The sequence below is a fragment of the Pseudomonas nitroreducens genome, from assembly GCF_014204515.1.
Taxonomy (GTDB): Bacteria; Pseudomonadota; Gammaproteobacteria; order Pseudomonadales; family Pseudomonadaceae; genus Pseudomonas; species Pseudomonas nitritireducens_A.
Genome location: NZ_JACHLI010000004.1, coordinates 154,459 through 174,655, shown reverse-complemented (window position 1 = coordinate 174,655; position 20,197 = coordinate 154,459). Strand labels below are relative to the sequence as shown.

The following is a 20,197-nucleotide window of genomic DNA, read 5'->3' as shown; positions in this document are numbered from 1 at the left end:
ACTCCGGCAATGCAGGGCACGCCGCCTGATAAACGGGCGGCGCGGCTGGCCGGAGCGATTCGAAACTGTGTTCACGCGCGCAGGGAGTTGCGGCAGGGGGTGGCCGGCGCGCGAGGGCGCGGATTGTACAGAAAGCCTCGGGGCGAATGGCGCCACTGGTCCGGGGGCGGACCGCACGAGGCCACGGGCGGGCGCTGCGGGCCGAGCCGTGGAGGGCGTGGCGCCGCCAGGTGCAGGCGTGCCACAGGCAAAGACAGAACCGGTGATGGGCATGCTGCCCCTCCCGCGTATCGAGCTGGCTGTTGTTCTTGGTCTGACCGGGTTGCACCTTGGAACACCAGCAACGCGGTGGGCGGACTCTATGGGTTGCACCCAGCGGATTTCTTGCTGAAAGCTCTGGAGTTCTTGCAGAAGACTCCGACAGCCGAAGGTCGACAGCTGACCATTCGATCAGCAATCCACGCCGCGCAGGCTATTGGTTTCAGCTGCGGCGCAGGTTGCCCGGGGTCAAGCCGAGATAGCGGCGCATCGCCGTGGTCAGCGCACTCTGGCTGGAAAACCCGCATTCGCCGGCCACGTTCACCAGCGGCAGGTCGGATTCCCGCAGCAGGCGCGCAGCGCGATCCAGGCGCTGGCGCAGCAGGTACTGATGCGGCGTGAGGCCGACACGCTCCTTGAACTGCGCGTGGAAGTGACTGGGGCTCAGGCAGGCGACCTGCGCCAACTCGGCCACGCTGATGCGCCGGGACAGGCGTTCGGCGATGTAGCCATCCAGCCGCTCCAGGTCCAGCGGGCCATTGCGCGGCGGGCGGTCCTCGCCGAACAGGCGCAGGTGCAGCGCGCGCAGCAGCACGCCACCCAGGGCGCGAGCCAGCAGTGGATCGTCGCCGTAGCGGGCAATTTCCGCTCCGGCGTAGCTGAGCAGGTGCTGGAAATCCGCGTCCAGGGTCGGGTAGCGCGGCACCTCGAACAGCCGCGCCAGCAGCTCGCGGTCCTGCTCGCCGGTGCCGGCTTCATCGAGGTCGACGATCAGCATGCGGTTGTCGCCCAGGCCGGCGAATTCGTGATCGACCTCCCCCGGCACCAGGCAGGCGCGCATGCGGCAGACCTCGCCGCCTGCTCCGCCGATCTCGAATTCCGCGCGGCCGCTCAGGGCCAGCACCAACTGGTGATGGCCATGGGCGTGCTGGTCGGTCTGGTCGGACAGCGTGGCGAGACGGGTATCGAACATGGCGCTGGGTGATCAAATTTTGAGCATGGTACGGAAATTTCGTAGAGCTGCCCAGCCAGCAGGTGCAACCGGGCGCAACTCGAAAAACGAAAAGCACCAAAGCGTCTAAGCCGGAAAACCTTGCTAACCTACGGATATGTTATGTTATAACAAATAACACATTCCCACCTTGCCCTTCCCCGCCGCCTGGCGCATCCCTGATCACCAGGGAGGGGTTCGCTTTGCCAGAAGAAAAACCAGGAGTTCGTCATGTCCCCATCCCGCCCCCGCTGGCGCCTAGCCCCGCTGAGTCTGGCCCTGTGCGCTGCCGCACCCGCGCTGGCCGTTGCCGCCCCCACCGAGCTGGCGCCCCAGGTGATCACCGCCAACCCGCTGGGCGATGCTTCCCCCGCCGCCCCCAGCAGCGTCCTGCAGGGCGACGAGCTGACCCTGCGGCAGAAGGGCAGCCTGGGTGAAACCCTCAACGGCACGCCGGGCGTATCCTCCACCTGGTTCGGCCCCGGCGCCAGCCGCCCGGTGATCCGCGGCATGGACGGCGACCGCATCCGCCTCCTGCGCAATGGCGTCGGCGCGCTGGACGCCTCCTCGCTGTCCTACGACCACGCCGTGCCGGAAGACCCCAACGTGGTCGAACGCATCGAAGTGGTCCGTGGCCCGGCCGCCCTGCTCTACGGCGGCAACGCCATCGGCGGCGTGGTCAACAGCTTCGACAACCGCATTCCCAGCGAACCGGTCGATGGCATCCACGGCCAGGGCGAGCTGCGCTACGGCGGCTCGGACACCACCCGCAGCAGCGCTGGCGCGCTGGAAGCCGGCGACGGCACCTTCGCCCTGCACCTGGACGCCGGCTCCCGCGAGTTCAACGACCTGCGCATCCCCGGCTACGCCCACTCCGCACGGCAACGCCAGATCGATGGCGATGACGCGAAACACCGCGTGAACAACAGCGACGGCCGCCAGGACAGCGGCGCCATCGGTGGCAGCTACCACTGGGATCACGGCTATGCCGGCCTGTCCTACAGCGGCTACGACAGCAACTACGGCTCCCCCGCCGAAGACGACGTGCGCCTGAAGATGCAGCAGGACCGCTACGCCTTCGCCTCGGAAATCCGCGACCTCGACGGCCCCTTCAGCTCGGTGAAGCTGGACGCCGCCTACACCGAGTACCAGCACAAGGAAATCGAGGACGGCGAGACCGGCACCACCTTCAAGAACGACGGCTACGAGGCGCGCATCGAAGCCCGGCACAAGCCCATCGGTCCGCTGGACGGCGTGGTCGGTGCGCAGGTCGCCAACAGCCGCTTCTCCGCGCTGGGGGAAGAAGCCTTCGTGCCGCACACCGAGACCGACAGCGCCGCGCTGTTCTTCCTGGAGAACTGGCAGGCCAGCGAGCGCCTGGCGCTGAACCTGGGTGGCCGCGTCGAACACACGCGCATCGAGCCCAACGCCAAGGACAACGAACGCTTCGCCGAGAACGACGGCTCGCGCAGCTTCACCGCCGGCAGCCTGTCCACGGGCGCGGTGTACCAGCTGACGTCGATCTGGTCGCTGGCCGGCACCCTGGCCTACACCGAGCGCGCGCCGACCTTCTACGAGCTGTACGCCAACGGCGCCCACGCCGCCACCGGCACCTTCGAAGTGGGCGACGCCGACGCGAGCAAGGAAAAGGCCGTCTCCACCGACCTCGCCCTGCGCTTTGACGGCGGCCGCCACAAGGGCAGCGTCGGCGTGTTCTACAGCCGCTTCTCCAACTACATCGGCCTGCTGGCCAGCGGACGCTACCGCGACGAGGAAGGCGCGGTGGTGGATGCCGGCGACGACGAGGCGCTGCCCGAGTACCTCTATAGCGGCGTGAAGGCGGACTTCTACGGCGTCGAGGCACAGGACCGCATCCACCTGCTGGACAGCCCCTACGGCCGCTTCGACCTGGAGCTCTCCGGCGACTACACCCGCGCCAAGAACAAGGACACCGGCGAAGCCCTGCCACGCATTGCTCCGCTGCGCCTGAACAGCGCGCTGCTCTGGGAACTGCAGCAGTGGCAGGCGCGGGTCGACGTGGAATACGCCGCCGACCAGAACCGCGTGCCGGAGAACGAGCTGCGCACCGACGGCTACACCACCCTGGGCGCCAGCCTCGGCTACCGCTTCGACCTGGGCGACAGCCGCTGGCTGGCCTTCGTCAAGGGCGAGAACCTGACCAACCAGACCGTGCGCTACGCCAGCTCCATCCTGCGTGACAGCGTGCCGGCCGGCGGGCGCGGCCTCCAGGCGGGGGTGAAAGTGGCCTTCTAGAAAGTGGCCTTCTGATGTTCTAGAGCCGACGCCCGGCGTAATCCCGGGCGAACTGTGCGGCGATCCGCCCGGACCGCGACCCGCGATGGGTCGCCCAGCGGATCGCCGCCTGCTCCCACTCCTCCTGCGCCACGCCGCCCAGGCCGTGGGACTCCAGCCAGCGCGCGACCGCCCCCAGGTACTGCTCCTGGCTGAAGGCATAGAAAGATATCCACAGGCCGAAGCGCTCGGAGAGCGAAATCTTCTCCTCCACCGCCTCGCCGGGGTGCAATTCGCCGCTCTCGCTGCGCTGGAACGACAGGTTGTCCTCGGCACGCTCGGCCAGCAGGTGGCGACGGTTGGAGGTGGCGTAGATCAGCACGTTGCCCGACTGCCCGGCCACCGAACCGTCCAGCACCGTCTTCAGGCCCTTGTAGCCGGTCTCGCCGTCTTCGAAGGACAGGTCGTCGCAGAACAGCACGAAGCGCTCCTGGCGATCGCGCAGCAGGTCGATGATCTGCGGCAGGTCGGCCAGGTGCTCCTTGTCCACTTCGATCAGGCGCAGCCCCTCGGCATGGAAGGCGTGCAGGCAGGCCTTCACCAGCGAACTCTTGCCGGTGCCGCGGGCGCCGGTCAGCAGCACGTTGTTGGCCGGGCGGCCGGAGACGAACTGGCGGGTGTTCTGCTCGATCAGCGCCTTCTGCCGGTCGACGTTGCGCAGATCATCGAAGGCGATCAGCGCCGGGTCGACCACCGGCGTCAGGCGCGGCTGGCCCTGGCGGTACTCCCACAGGTGGGCGATGGCGCCGTCCTCCAGTGCCAGCTGTGGACGCGCAGGCAGGGATTGTTCGAGCAACCGGGCGATTCGGGCCAGTTGTTCGGAAATAGCAGAGATGTCGGTCATGGCGGGATCATCGAAGCAGATGGGGACTGTTCAGCAGCCTAGCGATGAAGGAAAGTGGTCGTCTAACGACAAAAAGGCATTCACATGCGCCAGAAGGACATTGCCGCACGCCCCCCGGAAAATCATGGCGACGAACGGGCCGCCAGCCCGGTGGCGGCCGTCGCCCTGGACTTTCCCGACGGCCACCAGGTGCCAGCGCACCGCCATCACCGCGCGCAACTGCTCTACGCCGTGCGCGGCGTGCTGGTCGTAGGCAGCGCCAGCGGCCAGTGGGTGGTGCCGGATAACCGCGGCCTGTGGATACCCGCGGGCGTGGAGCACTGGACACGCATGGTTGGCGACGTACAGGTGCGCACCCTTTATGTGGAGCCGGGCAGCGCCCCGCACCTGCCACCGGACTGCTGCGTGCTGGCGGTCTCGCCGTTGCTGCGCGAGCTGATCCTGGCGGCGCTGTCGATCAGCGGCGAAGTCACCCCGGACTCCCGCGACGGCCGCGTCCTCGGCCTGATGCTCGATGAACTGCGCGAAGACCCCATGCTGCCGCTGCACCTGCCGCTGCCGGCCCACCGGCGCCTGCGCGCGCTGTGCCAGGCCATCCAGGCCCAGCCCGGCGACAACGCCAGCCTTGCCCACTGGGCAGCGCGGCTGAACGTCGACAGCAAGACGGTGCAACGCTGGTTCTTCGCCGAAACCGGGCTGACCTTCGGCCAATGGCGGCAACAGGCGCGCCTGCTCGCCGCACTGGAGCGCCTGGCCCTGGGCGAGAGCGTGCTGAGCGTGGCGCTGGAAGTCGGCTACAGCACTCCCAGCGCCTTCAGCGCGATGTTCAGCCGGCACTTCGGCCGGCCGCCCAGCGATTTCCTACGGCCACGCCGCTGATCCGCCGACGGGCGCTAATCCGCTCGTAAGCAATTTCCCGCAACATCCTCCGCGCACAACCTTCGGAAATGGGATTGAAACCCCGCGCCGGTTTCCCCATCTAGACTGTCATGTTCAATCAGTCAGGTGCCTCATGAGCGACCACGACGAGATTCACGATATCCACAGCGCCGAAGAGGTCAGCAACACCGGGCTGGTGTTGCCGGGGCAGAACCTGCCGACCACGGTCTACGTCATCCCGATCCACAACCGCCCGTTCTTCCCGGCGCAGGTGCTGCCGGTGATCGTCAACGAGGAACCGTGGGCCGAGACGCTGGAACTGGTCGCCAAGACCGAGCACCACAGCCTGGCGCTGTTCTTCATGGAGAACCCGCCGGAAGACCCGCGCCATTTCGACCCGGACAGCCTGCCCGAGCACGGCACCCTGGTGCGCGTGCACCACGCCAGCCGCGAGGGCGGCAAGCTGCAGTTCGTCGCCCAGGGCCTGTCGCGCGTGCGCATCCGCGGCTGGATCAAGCGCCATCGCCCGCCCTTCCTGGTGGAAGTGGAATACCCGCACACTCCCAGCGACCCGAGCGACGAGGTGAAGGCCTACGGCATGGCCCTGATCAACGCGATCAAGGAGCTGCTGCCGCTCAACCCGCTGTACAGCGAAGAGCTGAAGAACTACCTCAACCGCTTCAACCCCAACGATCCGTCGCCGCTGACCGACTTCGCCGCCGCGCTGACCACCGCGCCGGGCTCCGAGCTGCAGGGCGTGCTCGATACCGTGCCGATGCTCAAGCGCATGGAGAAGGTCCTGCCGCTGCTGCGCAAGGAAGTGGAGGTCGCACGCCTGCAGAAGGAGCTGTCCGCCGAGGTCAACCGCAAGATCGGCGAGCGCCAGCGCGAATTCTTCCTGCAGGAACAGCTGAAGATCATCCAGCAGGAACTGGGCATCACCAAGGACGACAAGAGCGCAGACTCCGACGAGTTCCGCGCCCGCCTGGAAGGCAAGACCCTGCCCGAGCAGGCGAAGAAGCGCATCGACGAAGAGCTGAACAAGCTGTCGATCCTGGAAACCGGCTCGCCGGAATACGCCGTCACGCGCAATTACCTCGACTGGGCGACTTCCGTGCCCTGGGGCCTGATGGGCGTCGACAAGCTCGACCTCAAGCACGCACGCAAGGTCCTCGACCGCCATCATTCCGGGCTGGAAGACGTCAAGGACCGCATCCTCGAATTCCTCGCGGTGGGCACCTTCAAGGGTGAGATCGCCGGTTCCATCGTGCTGCTGGTGGGCCCGCCGGGCGTGGGCAAGACCAGCATCGGCAAGTCCATCGCCGAGAGCCTGGGGCGGCCGTTCTATCGCTTCAGCGTCGGCGGCATGCGCGACGAGGCCGAGATCAAGGGCCACCGCCGCACCTACATCGGCGCCCTGCCCGGCAAGCTGGTGCAGGCGCTGAAGGACGTCGAGGTGATGAACCCGGTGATCATGCTCGACGAGATCGACAAGCTCGGCAGCAGCTACCAGGGTGACCCCGCCTCGGCGCTGCTGGAGACGCTGGACCCGGAACAGAACGTCGAATTCCTCGACCACTACCTGGACCTGCGCCTGGACCTGTCCAAGGTGCTGTTCGTCTGCACCGCCAACACCCTGGATTCCATCCCCGGCCCTCTGCTGGACCGGATGGAAGTCATCCGCCTGTCCGGCTACATCGCCGAGGAGAAGCTGGCTATCGCCAAGCGCCACCTGTGGCCCAAGCAACTGGAAAAGGCCGGCGTGCCCAAGCAGCGCATCTCGATCAACGACGCCGCCCTGCGCGCGGTGATCGAGGGCTACGCCCGCGAGGCCGGCGTGCGCCAGCTGGAGAAGGTGCTCGGCAAGCTGGTGCGCAAGTCGGTGATGAAGCTGCTGGAAGACCCCGAATCGGTGGTGAAGATCGGCGCCAAGGACCTGGAACAATTCCTCGGCATGCCGGTGTTCCGTACCGAGCAGGTGCTCTCCGGCATCGGCGTGATCACCGGCCTGGCCTGGACCAGCATGGGCGGCGCGACCCTGCCCATCGAGGCGACGCGCATCCATACGCTGAACCGCGGCTTCAAGCTCACCGGGCAACTGGGCGACGTGATGAAGGAGTCGGCGGAAATCGCCTACAGCTACATCAGCTCGAACCTGAAGAAGTACGGCGGCGAGTCGACTTTCTTCGACCAGGCCTTCGTCCACCTGCACGTACCCGAGGGCGCCACGCCCAAGGACGGCCCCAGTGCCGGCGTGACCATGGCCAGCGCGCTGCTGTCCCTGGCACGCAACCAGGCGCCGAAGAAGGGCGTGGCCATGACTGGCGAGCTGACCCTCACCGGCCAGGTGCTGCCCATCGGCGGGGTGCGCGAGAAAGTCATCGCAGCGCGGCGGCAGAAGATCTTCGAGCTGATCCTGCCCGAGCCCAACCGTGGCGACTTCGAAGAGCTGCCGGAGTACCTGAAGGAAGGCCTGACGGTGCATTTCGCCAAGCGCTTCGGCGATGTGGCGAAGGTGTTGTTCCCGGCCTGATGTCTGATCAGCTCCGCTCCTGCAGGCACGCCGACCGGCTCGGCGTTCCCCTGCAGGAGAAACTGTCTTCACTTGCTGCTAGCTCCTGTTTTTTGTAGGGCGCATAACCCGGAACGGGTTATCCGCCACGACGGCGGATAACGCCGTAGGCGTTATGCGCCCTACGGTAGCAATCGACCTTCGGGCAGGAGCGGACTCTGTCCGCGACTCGCCAGCAGGGCCGGCTCTTGCAGGTTGGCTCCGGTTTTACCGGTTACGTAGGAGCGGACTTCGTCCGCGATGTATTCGCCTCAGGTTGTGTGTTTCGGCGCCGCTTCGGAGTGCGCGCGAACTCTGTGTTTCGCCCCCTCGGGCGAGTCCCTTTTGTCAAACGCCACAAAAGGAACCAAAAAGTCTCGCCCCTGCCATCCGGCTTTTCGCTTCGCGAAAAGTACCCTCGGTTCCTCGGAGTTCCAGGGGCCCGCGTTGACGGGCCATCCCTGGCCCGACAACGCTCTCGCGACATCCATGTCGCTCAACCCCTGGAACTCCGATCACCTTCGGCCTCCTGAAAGGGGCACTTCGGCGCGTGCGGATGTTTCGCTGGAAACCCTGAAAAGCAACGGCAACGGCAACGGCAACGGCAACGGCAACGGCAACGAATTTGGCGTGGCACCGTGAGATGCGTTTGCGTAGGAGCGGACCTTGTCCGCGAAATCCCTCGCGGCGGGATTCGATCTTCCCAGGTACACCGATCTGCAGCGCCCGATTGTAGAAGCGAGCTTGCTCGCGAACCGACCCTGCCGACGCGCCATCCAGCTTTCGTTCCTGCTTCGCCGTGATTTCGCAGTGGATGGGAATCCGATCGCGGACAAGTCCGCTCCTACAAAGAGCGCCACTGCTCCAACCTTAGAACCCCACGCGCGCCTCGGCTCTGGCTCTGGCTCTGGCTCTGGCTCTGAAGTTTTCCAGAGAAACGTCAGCGCACTCCGAATGGCCCCGTTCAGGAGGCCTCGTTGAAGTGGAGTTTCAGGGGTTGAGCGACATGGATGTCGCGAGAGCCGCGATGGGCCAGGGATGGCCCTTCGCGGCGGGCCCCTGAAACTGCGCTTCAACGAGGGTATTTTTCGCCCCAAGCGAAAAACCGGATGATTGGGGCAAGACCTTTGCCTCCTTTGGGGCGTTTGCCAAAGGAGGTCGCCCGAGGGGGCGAAACAGGAAATCCGCGCGCACGCCGAAGCGGCGCAAAACATCCAGCCCGATGCACACACAAAATGGACGAAGTTCACGCCAACCCCGATTGCGGTATCCTGCGGCCCAACCTGTCCCCTCCCAGGAGCCCCCATGCCGTCGTACCGCCCGCTGCTGCCCCTCGCCCTGGCCCTGCTCGCCGGCTGTGCCGGGCAGACCAAACCCGTGGTCACCCTGGAACACGCCAGCGACTGCAAGCCGCTGAAACTGCACGCCGGCCAGGAGCTGGTGCTGATCCTGCCGAGCAACCCCACCACCGGCTTCCGCTGGGAAATGCGCAACGCCGCCAACGGCCTGCTGCGCGCCCTCGGCCCGGAGGTCTACAGCAATCCCGAGGATGCCGGCCTGGTCGGCAGTGCCGGGGAATCCACCTGGCGCTTCCGCGTTTCCGGCGCCGGCGAGGACCAGCTGGAACTGGCCTACCGCCGCCCCTGGGAGGCGGAAGTCGCCCCCGCGCAGACCTTCGTCTGCCCGATCAAGGTCCAGTAAGACACGCCCGGCCCGGCGCCATAAGCCGCTCGCACTGACGCTTTCGGCCTGTGGGACGGGCGCGGCGCTGCGGCACAGTGGGCGTTCATTTCCTCGGGAGGGAACCCCATGCGCTGGGCACTCTTGGCACTGATCGGCGGTGCCGCCTACCTGTTCGCCGTCACCTTTGACCTGCCTGTCCTGCGCATGCTGTGCAAGCCGCTGCCGGTGCTGGCCATGCTGTTCTGGATCCTCGGCACGCCGGCCGACGGTTACCGGCGCTGGGTCGCCATCGGCCTGGTCCTGTCGATGCTCGGCGACATCCTGCTGGAGTGGCCGATCAATGCCTTCGTGCCCGGACTCGCCGCGTTCCTCCTGGCGCACCTGGCCTACCTGGTCGCCTACCTGGGCGACACCCGGCGCGTCGCCCCGCTCGGCCTGCTGGTTGCCGCAGCGCTGGGTGGCGGCCTGTTCGTCCTGCTCTTCAGCCGCGGCCTGGGCCCGCTACTGCTGCCCATCGCGCTGTACAGCCTGACCATCAGCGCCATGCTCTGGCGCGCCATCGCCCGCCTCGGCGTGCCGTCGATCGCCAGCGCCAGCCGGCTGTTCGCCGCCCTGGGCGCACTGCTGTTCGTCAGCTCCGATTCGATGATCGGCATCAGCCGCTTCGTCGCCTCCTTCGACGGTTCCTCCTACGCCATCATGCTGACCTACTGGCTGGGTCAGTTCGGCATCGCCGCTTCCGTCACATCCCGTCATATCGCTCTGCCATACTCGCAAGGACGCCCCGCCACCCGAGCCTGACATGCTGCGACTCGCTTCACCGGCCCTGCTGCTCTGCTCCGCACTGGCCAGCGCCGAGCCCCTGCGCCTGGCCGGCGATGACTGGTGCCCCTACCTCTGCCCGGACGACCCGGACAAACCCGGCGTCTTCCTCGAAGCCCTCGGTCGGTTGCTGCCGCAGCCGCCACAGTTCGAACCGTTGCCCTGGCCACGCGCCCTGCAGATGGCCCGCGAGGGGCTGGTGGACGGCGTGGTCGGCGCCTACGGCGAGGAGTCCGCAGGCCTGCTCACCGGCCGCGAGCCCATCGGCTGGGTGACCATGCGTTTCTACGTGCGCGAGGACAATCCCTGGACCTGGAACGGTGTCGCGTCGCTGGGCAACCAGGCCGTCGGCCTGGCCCAGGGGTACTCCTACGGCAGCGAACTGGACCGCTGGCGCGACGACAACCTGGACAACCACGAACAGGTGCAGGTGCTCAGCGGCGAGAAGGTCCTCGAACGCAATATCCAGAAGCTGCTGCTCGGGCGCATCACCGTGCTGCTCGAAGACAGCCGGATAGTCGAGCACTACCTGCGCCGCCACGGCCTTTCCGCACGCATCCAGGCGGCCGGCGAGTTGCTGGAAAAGCGCCCCATGTACGTCGCCCTGAATCCTCATCTGGAAGACGTGGAGCAGCGCCTGAGCGACCTCGACGAAGGCCTGCGCGGACTGCGCCGCAACGATCAGTGGAAGGCACTGATGCAGGGTTACGGCATCGCCGTTGACTAGCCCGACAGCGGCGTGAGAAAAGTCCTGCGGGGCCGTCTGCCATCAGCTATAGATCAATCATAAGAGTCTTCAAAAAAGGGGAGCTCCATGCGTGCAGTAGTTCGCTCGATGTTGTTGCTGGGAGCGTGCCTGACGCTCTCTGCCTGTGGCGGCTTGTTGCCCAGCGAACGTGCGGAAGTGCAATCACCCTTCCTGGATTACCAGGATGCACAGAGCCGCTTCAACCAGGTCGATCCTGGCAAGACCACCCGCTCGCAGCTCTACGCGCTGGGCTTCGATCCGCTGTCCCAGGGCAACGCGAAGATGCTCTCGTTCATCGACGTGCGCCTGCTCTTCGTGCAACCCAACATCCCCATCGATTACCTCCCCGATGGCCTGGTGACCTGCCTGCAGGCCAAGGACCGCTGCATCGGCTATGCCTTCGACTTCAACAAGACCGACAGCCAGCGCGTGGGCAGCTTCTGGGCTGACATCTTCAACTTCCGCAAGCGCCGCCAGGTGCAAGGCTGGTCGTTCCGCCCGGTGTTCGTGCTGATCGACGACGTGGTGGTGCACAAGACCAGCAACGGCGAGCCGAACATCCGCCGCATGGAAGACAAGAAGAACCCTCTCGGCCCGCTGCAGGGCGCCGGCGAATACTTCTCCGACCAGCTCAAGTGACCCTTATCGGCTGAAGCTTGGGCGCACCCGGCGCCTCGGCTACAATGCGCGCCCCGGCAATCGGGGCGCGCCGCGCCCTGTTGCCCGTCCAGCGTAACGAGGCCCCATCCAGCGTGAGCGAATCCGACCGCATCTTCGCCCAGCCGCAAACCCAGGTTCCCGACTTCACCTTCAACGAGGACGTGGTGCGAGTCTTCCCGGACATGATCAAGCGATCGGTGCCGGGCTACCCCACCATCGTCGAGAACATCGGTGTGCTCGGCGCGCGCTTCGCCGCCCCGAACAGCGTGCTGTACGACCTCGGCTGCTCGCTCGGCGCCGTGACCCAGGCGCTGCGCCGCCACGTGAAGACCGAAGGCTGCCGCGTCATCGGCGTCGACAACTCGGCGCCGATGATCGAGCGCTGCGGCGAGTACCTGCGCGCCCAGGACGCCATGCACCAGGAGCTGCTGCCGGTCGAACTGATCGAGGCGGACATCCTGACGCTGGACCTCAAGCCCTGCTCGCTGATCGCGCTGAACTTCACCCTGCAGTTCATCGCCCCCGAACAACGCCTGGCCCTGCTCACCCGCCTGCACGCTGCGCTGCTGCCGGGCGGCGCGCTGATCCTCTCGGAAAAACTGCGCTTCGCCGACGAGCAGGAGCACGAGCTGCTCACCGACCTGCACATCGACTTCAAGCGCGCCAATGGCTACAGCGAACTGGAAATCGCCCAGAAGCGCACCGCCATCGAGAACGTCATGCGCCCCGATACTCTGGAAACCCACCGCGAGCGCCTGCTGGCCGCCGGCTTCTCCAAGGTCGTGCCCTGGTTCCAGTGCCTCAACTTCGCTTCCCTGATTGCCCTGCCATGATCGAACGCTTCGACCTGAGCCGCCTGCGCCTTGAACTGGCCGGCACGCCGCTGCAATCCTGGTCCGACTCGCTGCCCGCCAAACTGGCCGCCAAGGTCGACGACGGCCACGGCGATCTCGAACGCTGGCTCGCGGCAGTCGACCGCCTGCCACAGCTGCAGGCCACTGCCATCGAACTTCGCGAACGCTTCGACCTCGACGGCGCCTGCGACGAAGACACCCGCGCGCAGCTCCAGCTCGCCCTGCAGGGGCTGATCCCGTGGCGCAAGGGGCCGTTCCACCTGTTCGGCGTGCACATCGACACCGAATGGCGCTCGGACTGGAAGTGGGACCGCGTCTCGCCGCACATCGACCTGACGGGCAAACGAGTCCTCGACGTCGGCTGCGGCAACGGCTACTACCAGTGGCGCATGCTCGGCGCCGGCGCCCGCAGCGTGGTCGGCGTTGACCCGAACTGGCTGTTCTTCTGCCAGTTCCTCGCCATGAAGCGCTACCTGCCGGACCTGCCGGCCTGGCACCTGCCCTTCGCCCTGGAGGACCTGCCGGCGAGCCTGGAAGGCTTCGACACGGTGTTTTCCATGGGCGTGCTCTACCACCGCCGCTCGCCCATCGACCACCTGCTGGCGCTCAAGGACTGCCTGCGCCGTGGCGGCGAGCTGGTGCTGGAAACCCTGGTGGTGGAAGGCGACGTGAACACCGTGCTGGTGCCCGAGGACCGCTACGCGCAGATGCGCAACGTGTGGTTCCTGCCGTCGGTGCCGGCGCTGGAACTGTGGCTGCGCCGCGCGGGCTTCACCGATGTGCGCAGCGTGGACATCAGCCGCACCTCGGTGGAAGAACAACGCGCCACCGAATGGATGCGCTACCAGTCGCTGCCGGACTTCCTCGATCCGCACGACCACAGCCGCACCCTCGAAGGCCTGCCGGCGCCGCTGCGCGCCACGCTGGTGGCGCGCAAGCCCTGACCGGCAGGTAATGCGATAAGCGCACCGGCCATCGACATCAAGCCCTGCGCGACTGCCTACCCTCTCCCCCCGCCCTCTCCCTGAAGGGAGAGGGGGCTATTCGGCGCCTCCGACAAAGGCGGAGCCAGCCGGCTAACGCACATCTACCCGCGCACACTGGACAGTCCCCTCTCCCTTCAGGGAGAGGGTTAGGGAGAGGGAGATGCTCTGGCACGAACGGCCAGATGACTCCCTTCTCCATTCAGCGATTCGCCGCCGCCACGATCAAAGCCTTCATCTCGGCCACCGCCTGCTTGAAGCCCACGAACAGCGCGTGGGCAACGATGGCGTGGCCGATGTTCAGCTCGTTGATCCCGGCGATGGCCGCCACCGGCTCGGCGTTGTGGTAATGCAGACCGTGTCCGGCGTTGACGATCAGGCCGTGGGACAGGCCGAACTCCACGCCATCCCGGATGCACGCCAGCTCATGGGCCGCTTCGGCCGGGTTGTGAGCATCGGCATAGCGACCGGTGTGCAGCTCGACAGCCGGCGCACCGATGCGCGCGGACGCTTCGATCTGGCGCTGGTCCGGGTCGATGAACAGCGACACCTCGCAACCGGCAGCAGCCAGGCGTTGCACCGCCTCGCGGATGCGCGCTTCCTGGCCGGCGACGTCCAGGCCACCCTCGGTAGTCAGCTCCTGACGGGTCTCAGGGACCAGGCAGACGTGGGCCGGGCGGATGATCTCGGCGAACTTCATCATCTCCTCGGTGACGCCCATCTCGAAGTTCATGCGGGTCTGCAGCACTTCGGCGAGCACGCGCACGTCGCGGTCCTGTATGTGCCGGCGGTCTTCGCGCAGGTGCACGGTGATGCCGTCGGCGCCGGCTTCCTCGGCATCCAGCGCGGCCTTCACCGGGTCGGGATAACGGGTGCCGCGGGCCTGGCGCAGGGTGGCGACGTGGTCGATGTTCACGCCGAGCAGGATACGGTTGGCTTCAGTCACGGGAGTTGTCCTTGCGATTCATGAAGAGCTCGCGGCTGACCAGCGGTCGGCCGCCAAGATGGGGCGCCAGGGCCTGGCGCATCAGGCGCTTGGCCGCAGCCAGGGCGCCGGGGGCACTCCAGTCGGCCTGGGCCATGGCCAGCAGGTCGGCGCCGTGGAACAGGCCCGGCTGCAGGCTGCCGACCGGCTCCAGGCCCGAGTCGGGCAGCAGGCGGTAGAGGCCGTCCGGCGCCACGTCCTGGCCGGCGATATCGGTGTCCAGGGCAAAACCATAGCCCAGGTCGTCCAGCAGCCGCCATTCGAAGGAGCGCAGCAGCGGCTCCAGCGGACTGCCGGCGGCCAGCAGCGGCAAGGTCGCGCGGTAGTGCTCGAACAGCGCGGGATGCGGGTCTTCCACCGGCAGCAGGCGGACCATCAGCTCGTTCAGGTACAGGCCACTGAACAGCGCTTCGCCGCTGAGCAGGTTGGGGATGCCGTTGGGCTCCAGGCGCACGACATTTTTCAGATCGCTGCGCCCGCGGAACTCGCCCTCCAGCGGCACGAACGGTCGCGCCAGCGCTCCAGCCTTGCCCCGCGCCCCACGCAGCACGGCGCGCAGACGCCCCTGCGGGGTGAAGAAATCCACCAGCGCGCTGGTTTCCTTGTAGGGACGGCTGTGCAGGACGAAGGCGGCTTGGGCGGTGGAAGCGAGGCTCATGGCGCTGCGCCTGGAGTCGGAGTGGGGAGACGGGCGCGCTCAGGCGCCCGAAGGGTGTGCCCCGCGAATGCTCGCGGGGCAAGATCGGTCAAAGGTCGCCGTAGCCCAGCGAACGCAGTGCGCGCTCGTCGTCGGACCAGCCGCCCTTCACCTTCACCCAGAGGTTGAGCATGACCTTGGAGTCGAACAGCACCTCCATGTCCTTGCGCGCGTTCTGGCCGATGCTTTTGATGCGATCGCCCTTGTCGCCGATGATGATCTTCTTCTGGCCGTCGCGCTCTACGAGGATCAGCGCGTGGATGTGCAGGATCGGACCGTCCTGCTTGAACTCTTCGATCTCCACGGCGACCTGGTACGGCAGCTCGGCGCCCAGCTGGCGCATGATCTTCTCGCGCACCAGTTCGGCGGCGAGGAAGCGGCTGCTGCGATCGGTGATCTGGTCTTCCGGGAAGAAGTGGTCATTCTCCGGCAGGCGCTCGGCCACCAGGCCTTCGAGCACGTCGAGGTTCTGCCCGTGCTGGGCGGAAATCGGCACGACTTCGGCGTTGGGCAACTGCTCGGCCAGCCACTGCAGGTGCGGCAGCAGCTCGCCCTTGTCTTCCATGCGGTCGACCTTGTTCACCGCCAGCAGCACCGGGCAGCTCACGTACTTGACCTTGTCGTAGACCATCTGGTCTTCGTCGGTCCAGCGATTGCGGTCGACGACGAAGATCACCACGTCGACGTCCTTCAGCGCGGCGCTGGCCGAACGGTTCATGTAGCGGTTGAGCGCCTTGTCGTTGTCCTTGTGCAGGCCGGGGGTGTCGACGTAGACCGCCTGCACGTCCCCCTCGGTCTTGATGCCCAGCAGGGTGTGGCGGGTGGTCTGCGGCTTGCGCGAGGTGATCGCCAGCTTCTGCCCGAGGATGTGGTTGAGCAGGGTCGATTTGCCCACGTTGGGGCGACCGACGATGGCGACATAGCCGCAGCGGACGGTCCCTGCTTCATCGTGCTCGGATGGGTCGTGCTGGTCTTGCTCGTGCTCACTCATGGCCATTCTCCACGCCCAGGGCTGCCAGCGCGGCGGCGGCGGCCACCTGCTCGGCGATGCGGCGACTGCCGCCGTGACCGTGGGTCTTGTCGTTCAGCAGGGCCACCTCGCACTCCACGAAGAAGGTGCGGCAATGCGGCTCGCCCTGGATATCCACCACGTCGTAACGCGGCAATTCGCACCCGCGCGACTGCAGGAACTCCTGCAGGCGGGTCTTGGGGTCCTTGTTGGTATCCACCGGGGTCAGCTCGCGCAGCTGCGGGCCGAGCCAGGCCATGATCCGCTCGCGGGCGGAATCCATGCCGGTGTCCAGGTAGATGGCGCCGATCAGCGCCTCCATGGCGTCAGCCAGGATCGACTCGCGGCGGTAGCCGCCACTCTTGAGCTCGCCCGAGCCCAGGCGCAGGTAGTCCCCGATCTCAAAACCGCGGGCCAGCAGGGCCAGGGTCTCGCCCTTCACCAGTCGCGCGCGCAGGCGCGACAGCTGGCCTTCGCGGGCCTGGGGGAAGTGGGTGAACAGGGCTTCGCCGATGACGAAGTTGAGGATGGCGTCACCGAGGAACTCCAGGCGCTCGTTGTTGCGCCCGGCGAAGCTGCGATGGGTCAGCGCCAGGACCATCAGGTCCTGGTCGCGGAAGGTGTAGCCAAGCTTGCGCTCGAGTCGATCCAGACTGTTGTTACTCACGGCATTCGTACACGGTATTCTTTGTCAAATTTGACCACCAGGTCGATGTTCTGCACCAGTGGCTCGCGTTTTTCGTACTTCAGGTGGGCGCGGAACTCGTTGTTCTCGAGCTTCACGTCCAGGGCGTCGTCCAGGTTGAGGTCGCGGATGTTGTTGAGCATCAGCGCCTTGTTCACGTAAGCGTAGAACTCCGGCACCGTGCGCACCTCCGCCGCCTTGTCGGTTTCCACCGACTGGATCGACTTCTCGATGGCGTAGAAGTCCATGTAGTGCGGGATCAGCTTGAACGCGGTACTGGCGAGGAAGGCCACGACGGCCAGCACCACCAGCCAACCCAGCAGCGACATCCCCTTCTGCGAACGTGCGTACGTCATATCGACCTCATGTCGTTATCTTTCTTGTTTGCCCCGCCAACCGCGGCAGGTCCAAGTGAAGCGGGGCTGCCTCGCTCCCCGCGTGCAGCCCCGCCCTTTTTTCTATCACCGCCGCAGGCCGCAAGGCTTGCCGCGTCTCACAAGTCTAGTGAATCACGCCGACTCGCGAGAAATTCGGCAGGTTGCGCATCTTCGGGTCCGGCCAGCTCATCCACACGGCGAACGCCTTGCCGACGATATTGTGGTCCGGAACCATGCCCAGCAGATCCTTCGGGATCTTCGGGTCGTTCCAGTAGCGGCTGTCGTTGGAGTTGTCGCGGTTGTCGCCCATCATGAAGTAATGGTCGGCCGGCACTTTCCACTGCTTGCCCGGTTCGATGCGGAAGCGGGTCATTTCCTTGCGGATCATGTGCTCCGCGGCGCCCAGCTTCTCCTGGTACAGGGTCACGCTGCCCAGGGTGCCCGGCTCCTCGCCCACCAGGGACTCGGCCACCGGCTGGTCGTTGATGTACAGGCGCTTGTCGCTGGTGTAGCGGATGGTGTCGCCCGGCACACCGACCACGCGCTTGATGTAGTTGATGTTCGGGTCGCTGGGATAGCGGAACACCATGACATCGCCGCGCTGCGGGTCGCCGACCGGGATCACCTTGGTGTCCAGCACCGGCAGGCGGATGCCGTAGGCGAACTTGTTCACCAGGATGAAATCGCCCACTTCCAGGGTCGGCTTCATCGAGCCGGACGGAATCTGGAACGGCTCGACCAGGAACGAACGCAGCACCAGCACGATGAACAGCACCGGGAAGAACGACTTGCCGTACTCGACGAGCACCGGCTCCTTGTTGAGCTTCTCCAGCACTTCCGGATCGGCCTCGCCGACCGAGCCTTCGTAGGCGGAAATGGCCGCCCGGCGGCGCGGCGCGAACAGCACCAGGTCCACCAGGGCGAGAACGCCGCATACCGCGACGGCAATCACCAGCAACAGCGGGAAATTCAGGGTCATAGGGTTCAACTGTCCACTTTGAGCACAGCGAGGAAGGCTTCCTGCGGAATCTCCACGCTACCGACCTGCTTCATCCTTTTCTTACCGGCCTTCTGCTTTTCCAGCAGCTTGCGCTTACGGCTCACGTCACCACCGTAGCACTTGGCCAGCACGTTCTTCCTGAGTGCCTTGACCGTCGAACGGGCAATGATCTGCCCACCGATGGCCGCCTGAATCGCGACGTCGAACATCTGCCGCGGGATCAGTTCCTTCATCTTCTCCACCAACTGACGGCCCTTGTACGGGGCGTTGTCGCGGTGGACGATCAGGGCGAGGGCGTCGACCTTCTCGCCGTTGATCAGCACGTCGAGACGGACCAGGTTGGCCGGCTCGAAGCGATCGAAGCTGTAGTCCAGCGAAGCATAGCCACGGCTGGTGGATTTCAGGCGATCGAAGAAGTCCAGTACCACCTCGTTCATCGGCAGGTCGTAGATCACCTGGACCTGGCCGCTGAGGAAGTGCATGTCGCGCTGTACGCCACGCTTCTCGATGCACAGGGTAATGACGTTGCCCAGGTGCTCCTGAGGCACAAGGATCGTTGCGCGGCAGATCGGCTCGCGCATCTCGTCGATGGACGACAGGTCGGGCAGCTTGGACGGGTTGTCGACGTAGAGGATCTCGCCGTTCTTCTGCACGATCTCGAAGATCACCGTCGGTGCCGTGGTGATCAGGTCCAGGTCGTATTCGCGCTCCAGGCGCTCCTGGATGATCTCCATGTGCAGCATGCCGAGGAAGCCGATGCGGAAGCCGAAGCCCAGGGCCTCGGAGCTTTCCGGCTCGTACTGCAGCGCGGCGTCGTTGAGGGTCAGCTTCTGCAGGGCTTCGCGGAAGTCCTCGAAGTCATCGGAGCTGACCGGGAACAGGCCGGCGTAGACCTGCGGCTTGATGCGTTTGAAGCCCGGCAGCACGTCCACGTCGGGGGTGTTGTTCAGGGTCAGGGTATCGCCCACCGGCGCACCCAGGATGTCCTTGATGCCGGCGATGATGAAGCCCACTTCGCCGGCCTTGAGGTCCGGTGTCTCGGTGTGCTTGGGGGTGAAGACGCCGACGCTGTCCACCTGGTGGACCTTGCCGGTGGATTTCACCAGGATCTTGTCGCCTTTCTTGACGCGACCGTGCTTCACGCGTACCAGCGAGACTACGCCCAGGTAGTTATCGAACCAGGAGTCGATGATCAGTGCCTGCAGCGGCGCGTCGATCTCGCCTTCCGGAGCAGGAATGGCGGTGACCAGGCGCTCCAGCACGTCTTCCACGCCCATGCCGCTCTTGGCCGAGCAGGCCACGGCGTCGGTGGCGTCGATGCCGATGATGCTTTCGATCTCGTCCTTCACGCGGTCCGGATCGGCCTGCGGCAGGTCCATCTTGTTCAGCACGGGCATGACTTCCAGGCCCTGCTCGATGGCGGTGTAGCAGTTGGCCACCGACTGCGCTTCCACGCCCTGGCCGGCATCCACCACCAGCAGCGCGCCCTCGCAGGCGGCCAGCGAGCGGCTGACTTCATAGGTGAAGTCGACGTGGCCGGGGGTGTCGATGAAGTTCAGCTGGTAGGTCTTGCCGTCCTTCGCCTTGTAGTGAAGGGTGACGCTGTGCGCCTTGATGGTGATCCCGCGCTCACGCTCCAGGTCCATGGAGTCCAGTACCTGGGCCTCCATCTCGCGGTCGGACAGGCCGCCGCACATCTGGATGAAGCGGTCTGCCAGCGTCGACTTGCCATGGTCGATGTGGGCGATGATGGAGAAATTGCGGATATGACTCAGGTCACTCACGGCGAACACACTCGGAAGGCTGAAGGCGGCGGTCCGCCGAAAAATAGCGGGGGAGTTTACCTGAATACAGCCAG

19 protein-coding genes are annotated in these 20,197 nt (G+C 65.9%); 10 read left to right on the top strand and 9 right to left on the bottom strand.

Annotated features, from left to right (window positions below):
- Positions 1-481 precede the first annotated feature (481 nt).
- The gene (locus HNP46_RS07295; RefSeq protein ID WP_184587285.1) at positions 482-1,231 is read right to left on the bottom strand and encodes an AraC family transcriptional regulator; all 750 of its coding nucleotides are present in this window, start codon (positions 1,229-1,231) and stop codon (positions 482-484) included.
- Positions 1,232-1,480: 249 nt separating this feature from the next.
- Here HNP46_RS07295 and HNP46_RS07290 point away from each other — a divergent pair, with 249 nt between their 5' ends.
- Positions 1,481-3,523 carry a TonB-dependent receptor gene (locus tag HNP46_RS07290; RefSeq protein WP_184587283.1) on the top strand — a complete coding sequence of 681 codons (2,043 nt, stop codon included), beginning with the start codon at positions 1,481-1,483 and terminating at the stop codon, positions 3,521-3,523.
- A 19-nt stretch (positions 3,524-3,542) separates the two neighbouring features.
- On the opposite strand, the gene HNP46_RS07285 is transcribed toward HNP46_RS07290, so the two are convergent.
- On the bottom strand, positions 3,543-4,406 hold the full coding sequence (locus HNP46_RS07285) for an ATP-binding protein (protein WP_184587281.1): 864 nt from the start codon (positions 4,404-4,406) through the stop codon (positions 3,543-3,545).
- 84 nt (positions 4,407-4,490) lie between these two features.
- Between HNP46_RS07285 and HNP46_RS07280 the strand changes: the two genes are divergently transcribed.
- The 9 genes from HNP46_RS07280 (at position 4,491) to cmoB (ending at position 13,547) form a co-directional block, all read left to right on the top strand.
- Positions 4,491-5,285 carry an AraC family transcriptional regulator gene (locus tag HNP46_RS07280; RefSeq protein ID WP_184587278.1) on the top strand — a complete coding sequence of 265 codons (795 nt, stop codon included), beginning with the start codon at positions 4,491-4,493 and terminating at the stop codon, positions 5,283-5,285.
- Positions 5,286-5,418: 133 nt separating this feature from the next.
- Positions 5,419-7,818 carry an endopeptidase La gene (gene lon / locus HNP46_RS07275; protein WP_184587276.1) on the top strand — a complete coding sequence of 800 codons (2,400 nt, stop codon included), beginning with the start codon at positions 5,419-5,421 and terminating at the stop codon, positions 7,816-7,818.
- 507 nt (positions 7,819-8,325) lie between these two features.
- Positions 8,326-8,478 carry a hypothetical protein gene (locus HNP46_RS07270; protein WP_184587274.1) on the top strand — a complete coding sequence of 51 codons (153 nt, stop codon included), beginning with the start codon at positions 8,326-8,328 and terminating at the stop codon, positions 8,476-8,478.
- A 663-nt stretch (positions 8,479-9,141) separates the two neighbouring features.
- Positions 9,142-9,537 (top strand): protease inhibitor I42 family protein, encoded by a 396-nt coding sequence (locus HNP46_RS07265; protein ID WP_184587272.1) that lies wholly within the window; start codon positions 9,142-9,144, stop codon positions 9,535-9,537.
- 108 nt (positions 9,538-9,645) lie between these two features.
- Positions 9,646-10,320, top strand: coding sequence for a lysoplasmalogenase (locus HNP46_RS07260; protein WP_184587270.1), 675 nt, complete (start codon positions 9,646-9,648; stop codon positions 10,318-10,320).
- 1 nt (position 10,321) lies between these two features.
- Complete coding sequence (locus tag HNP46_RS07255; RefSeq protein WP_184587268.1) at positions 10,322-11,068, top strand: substrate-binding periplasmic protein; 747 nt, start codon at positions 10,322-10,324, stop codon at positions 11,066-11,068.
- Between the two features lie 87 nt (positions 11,069-11,155).
- Entirely contained in the window at positions 11,156-11,728 is a 573-nt protein-coding gene (locus HNP46_RS07250; RefSeq protein WP_184587266.1) for a hypothetical protein, read from the top strand.
- A gap of 113 nt (positions 11,729-11,841) precedes the next feature.
- Positions 11,842-12,582 carry a carboxy-S-adenosyl-L-methionine synthase CmoA gene (cmoA, locus tag HNP46_RS07245; protein WP_184587264.1) on the top strand — a complete coding sequence of 247 codons (741 nt, stop codon included), beginning with the start codon at positions 11,842-11,844 and terminating at the stop codon, positions 12,580-12,582.
- Entirely contained in the window at positions 12,579-13,547 is a 969-nt protein-coding gene (gene cmoB, locus HNP46_RS07240) for a tRNA 5-methoxyuridine(34)/uridine 5-oxyacetic acid(34) synthase CmoB (RefSeq protein WP_184587262.1), read from the top strand. Before cmoA ends, cmoB begins: the two co-directional genes overlap by 4 nt.
- Before the next feature lie 241 nt (positions 13,548-13,788).
- Here the strand turns inward: cmoB and pdxJ are convergent, their stop codons facing one another.
- The 7 genes from pdxJ to lepA all read right to left on the bottom strand — a co-directional run bounded on the left by pdxJ (position 13,789) and on the right by lepA (position 20,123).
- Positions 13,789-14,532, bottom strand: coding sequence for a pyridoxine 5'-phosphate synthase (gene pdxJ, locus HNP46_RS07235; RefSeq protein ID WP_184587260.1), 744 nt, complete (start codon positions 14,530-14,532; stop codon positions 13,789-13,791).
- Positions 14,525-15,229: a DNA repair protein RecO gene (gene recO / locus HNP46_RS07230; RefSeq protein ID WP_184587257.1), complete on the bottom strand. Its 705-nt coding sequence runs from the start codon at positions 15,227-15,229 to the stop codon at positions 14,525-14,527. Before recO ends, pdxJ begins: the two co-directional genes overlap by 8 nt.
- A gap of 88 nt (positions 15,230-15,317) precedes the next feature.
- Positions 15,318-16,259 (bottom strand): GTPase Era, encoded by a 942-nt coding sequence (era, locus tag HNP46_RS07225; protein WP_138212455.1) that lies wholly within the window; start codon positions 16,257-16,259, stop codon positions 15,318-15,320.
- Positions 16,252-16,944: a ribonuclease III gene (gene rnc / locus HNP46_RS07220; protein ID WP_024765542.1), complete on the bottom strand. Its 693-nt coding sequence runs from the start codon at positions 16,942-16,944 to the stop codon at positions 16,252-16,254. The genes era and rnc overlap by 8 nt, the downstream gene beginning before the upstream one ends.
- On the bottom strand, positions 16,941-17,318 hold the full coding sequence (locus HNP46_RS07215; RefSeq protein ID WP_184587255.1) for a DUF4845 domain-containing protein: 378 nt from the start codon (positions 17,316-17,318) through the stop codon (positions 16,941-16,943). Before HNP46_RS07215 ends, rnc begins: the two co-directional genes overlap by 4 nt.
- Positions 17,319-17,463: 145 nt before the next feature.
- Positions 17,464-18,318, bottom strand: a complete 855-nt coding sequence (lepB, locus tag HNP46_RS07210; RefSeq protein ID WP_184587253.1) for a signal peptidase I — start codon at positions 18,316-18,318, stop codon at positions 17,464-17,466.
- Between the two features lie 5 nt (positions 18,319-18,323).
- Positions 18,324-20,123: a translation elongation factor 4 gene (gene lepA / locus HNP46_RS07205; protein WP_045210230.1), complete on the bottom strand. Its 1,800-nt coding sequence runs from the start codon at positions 20,121-20,123 to the stop codon at positions 18,324-18,326.
- Between the last annotated feature and the right edge of the window lie 74 nt (positions 20,124-20,197).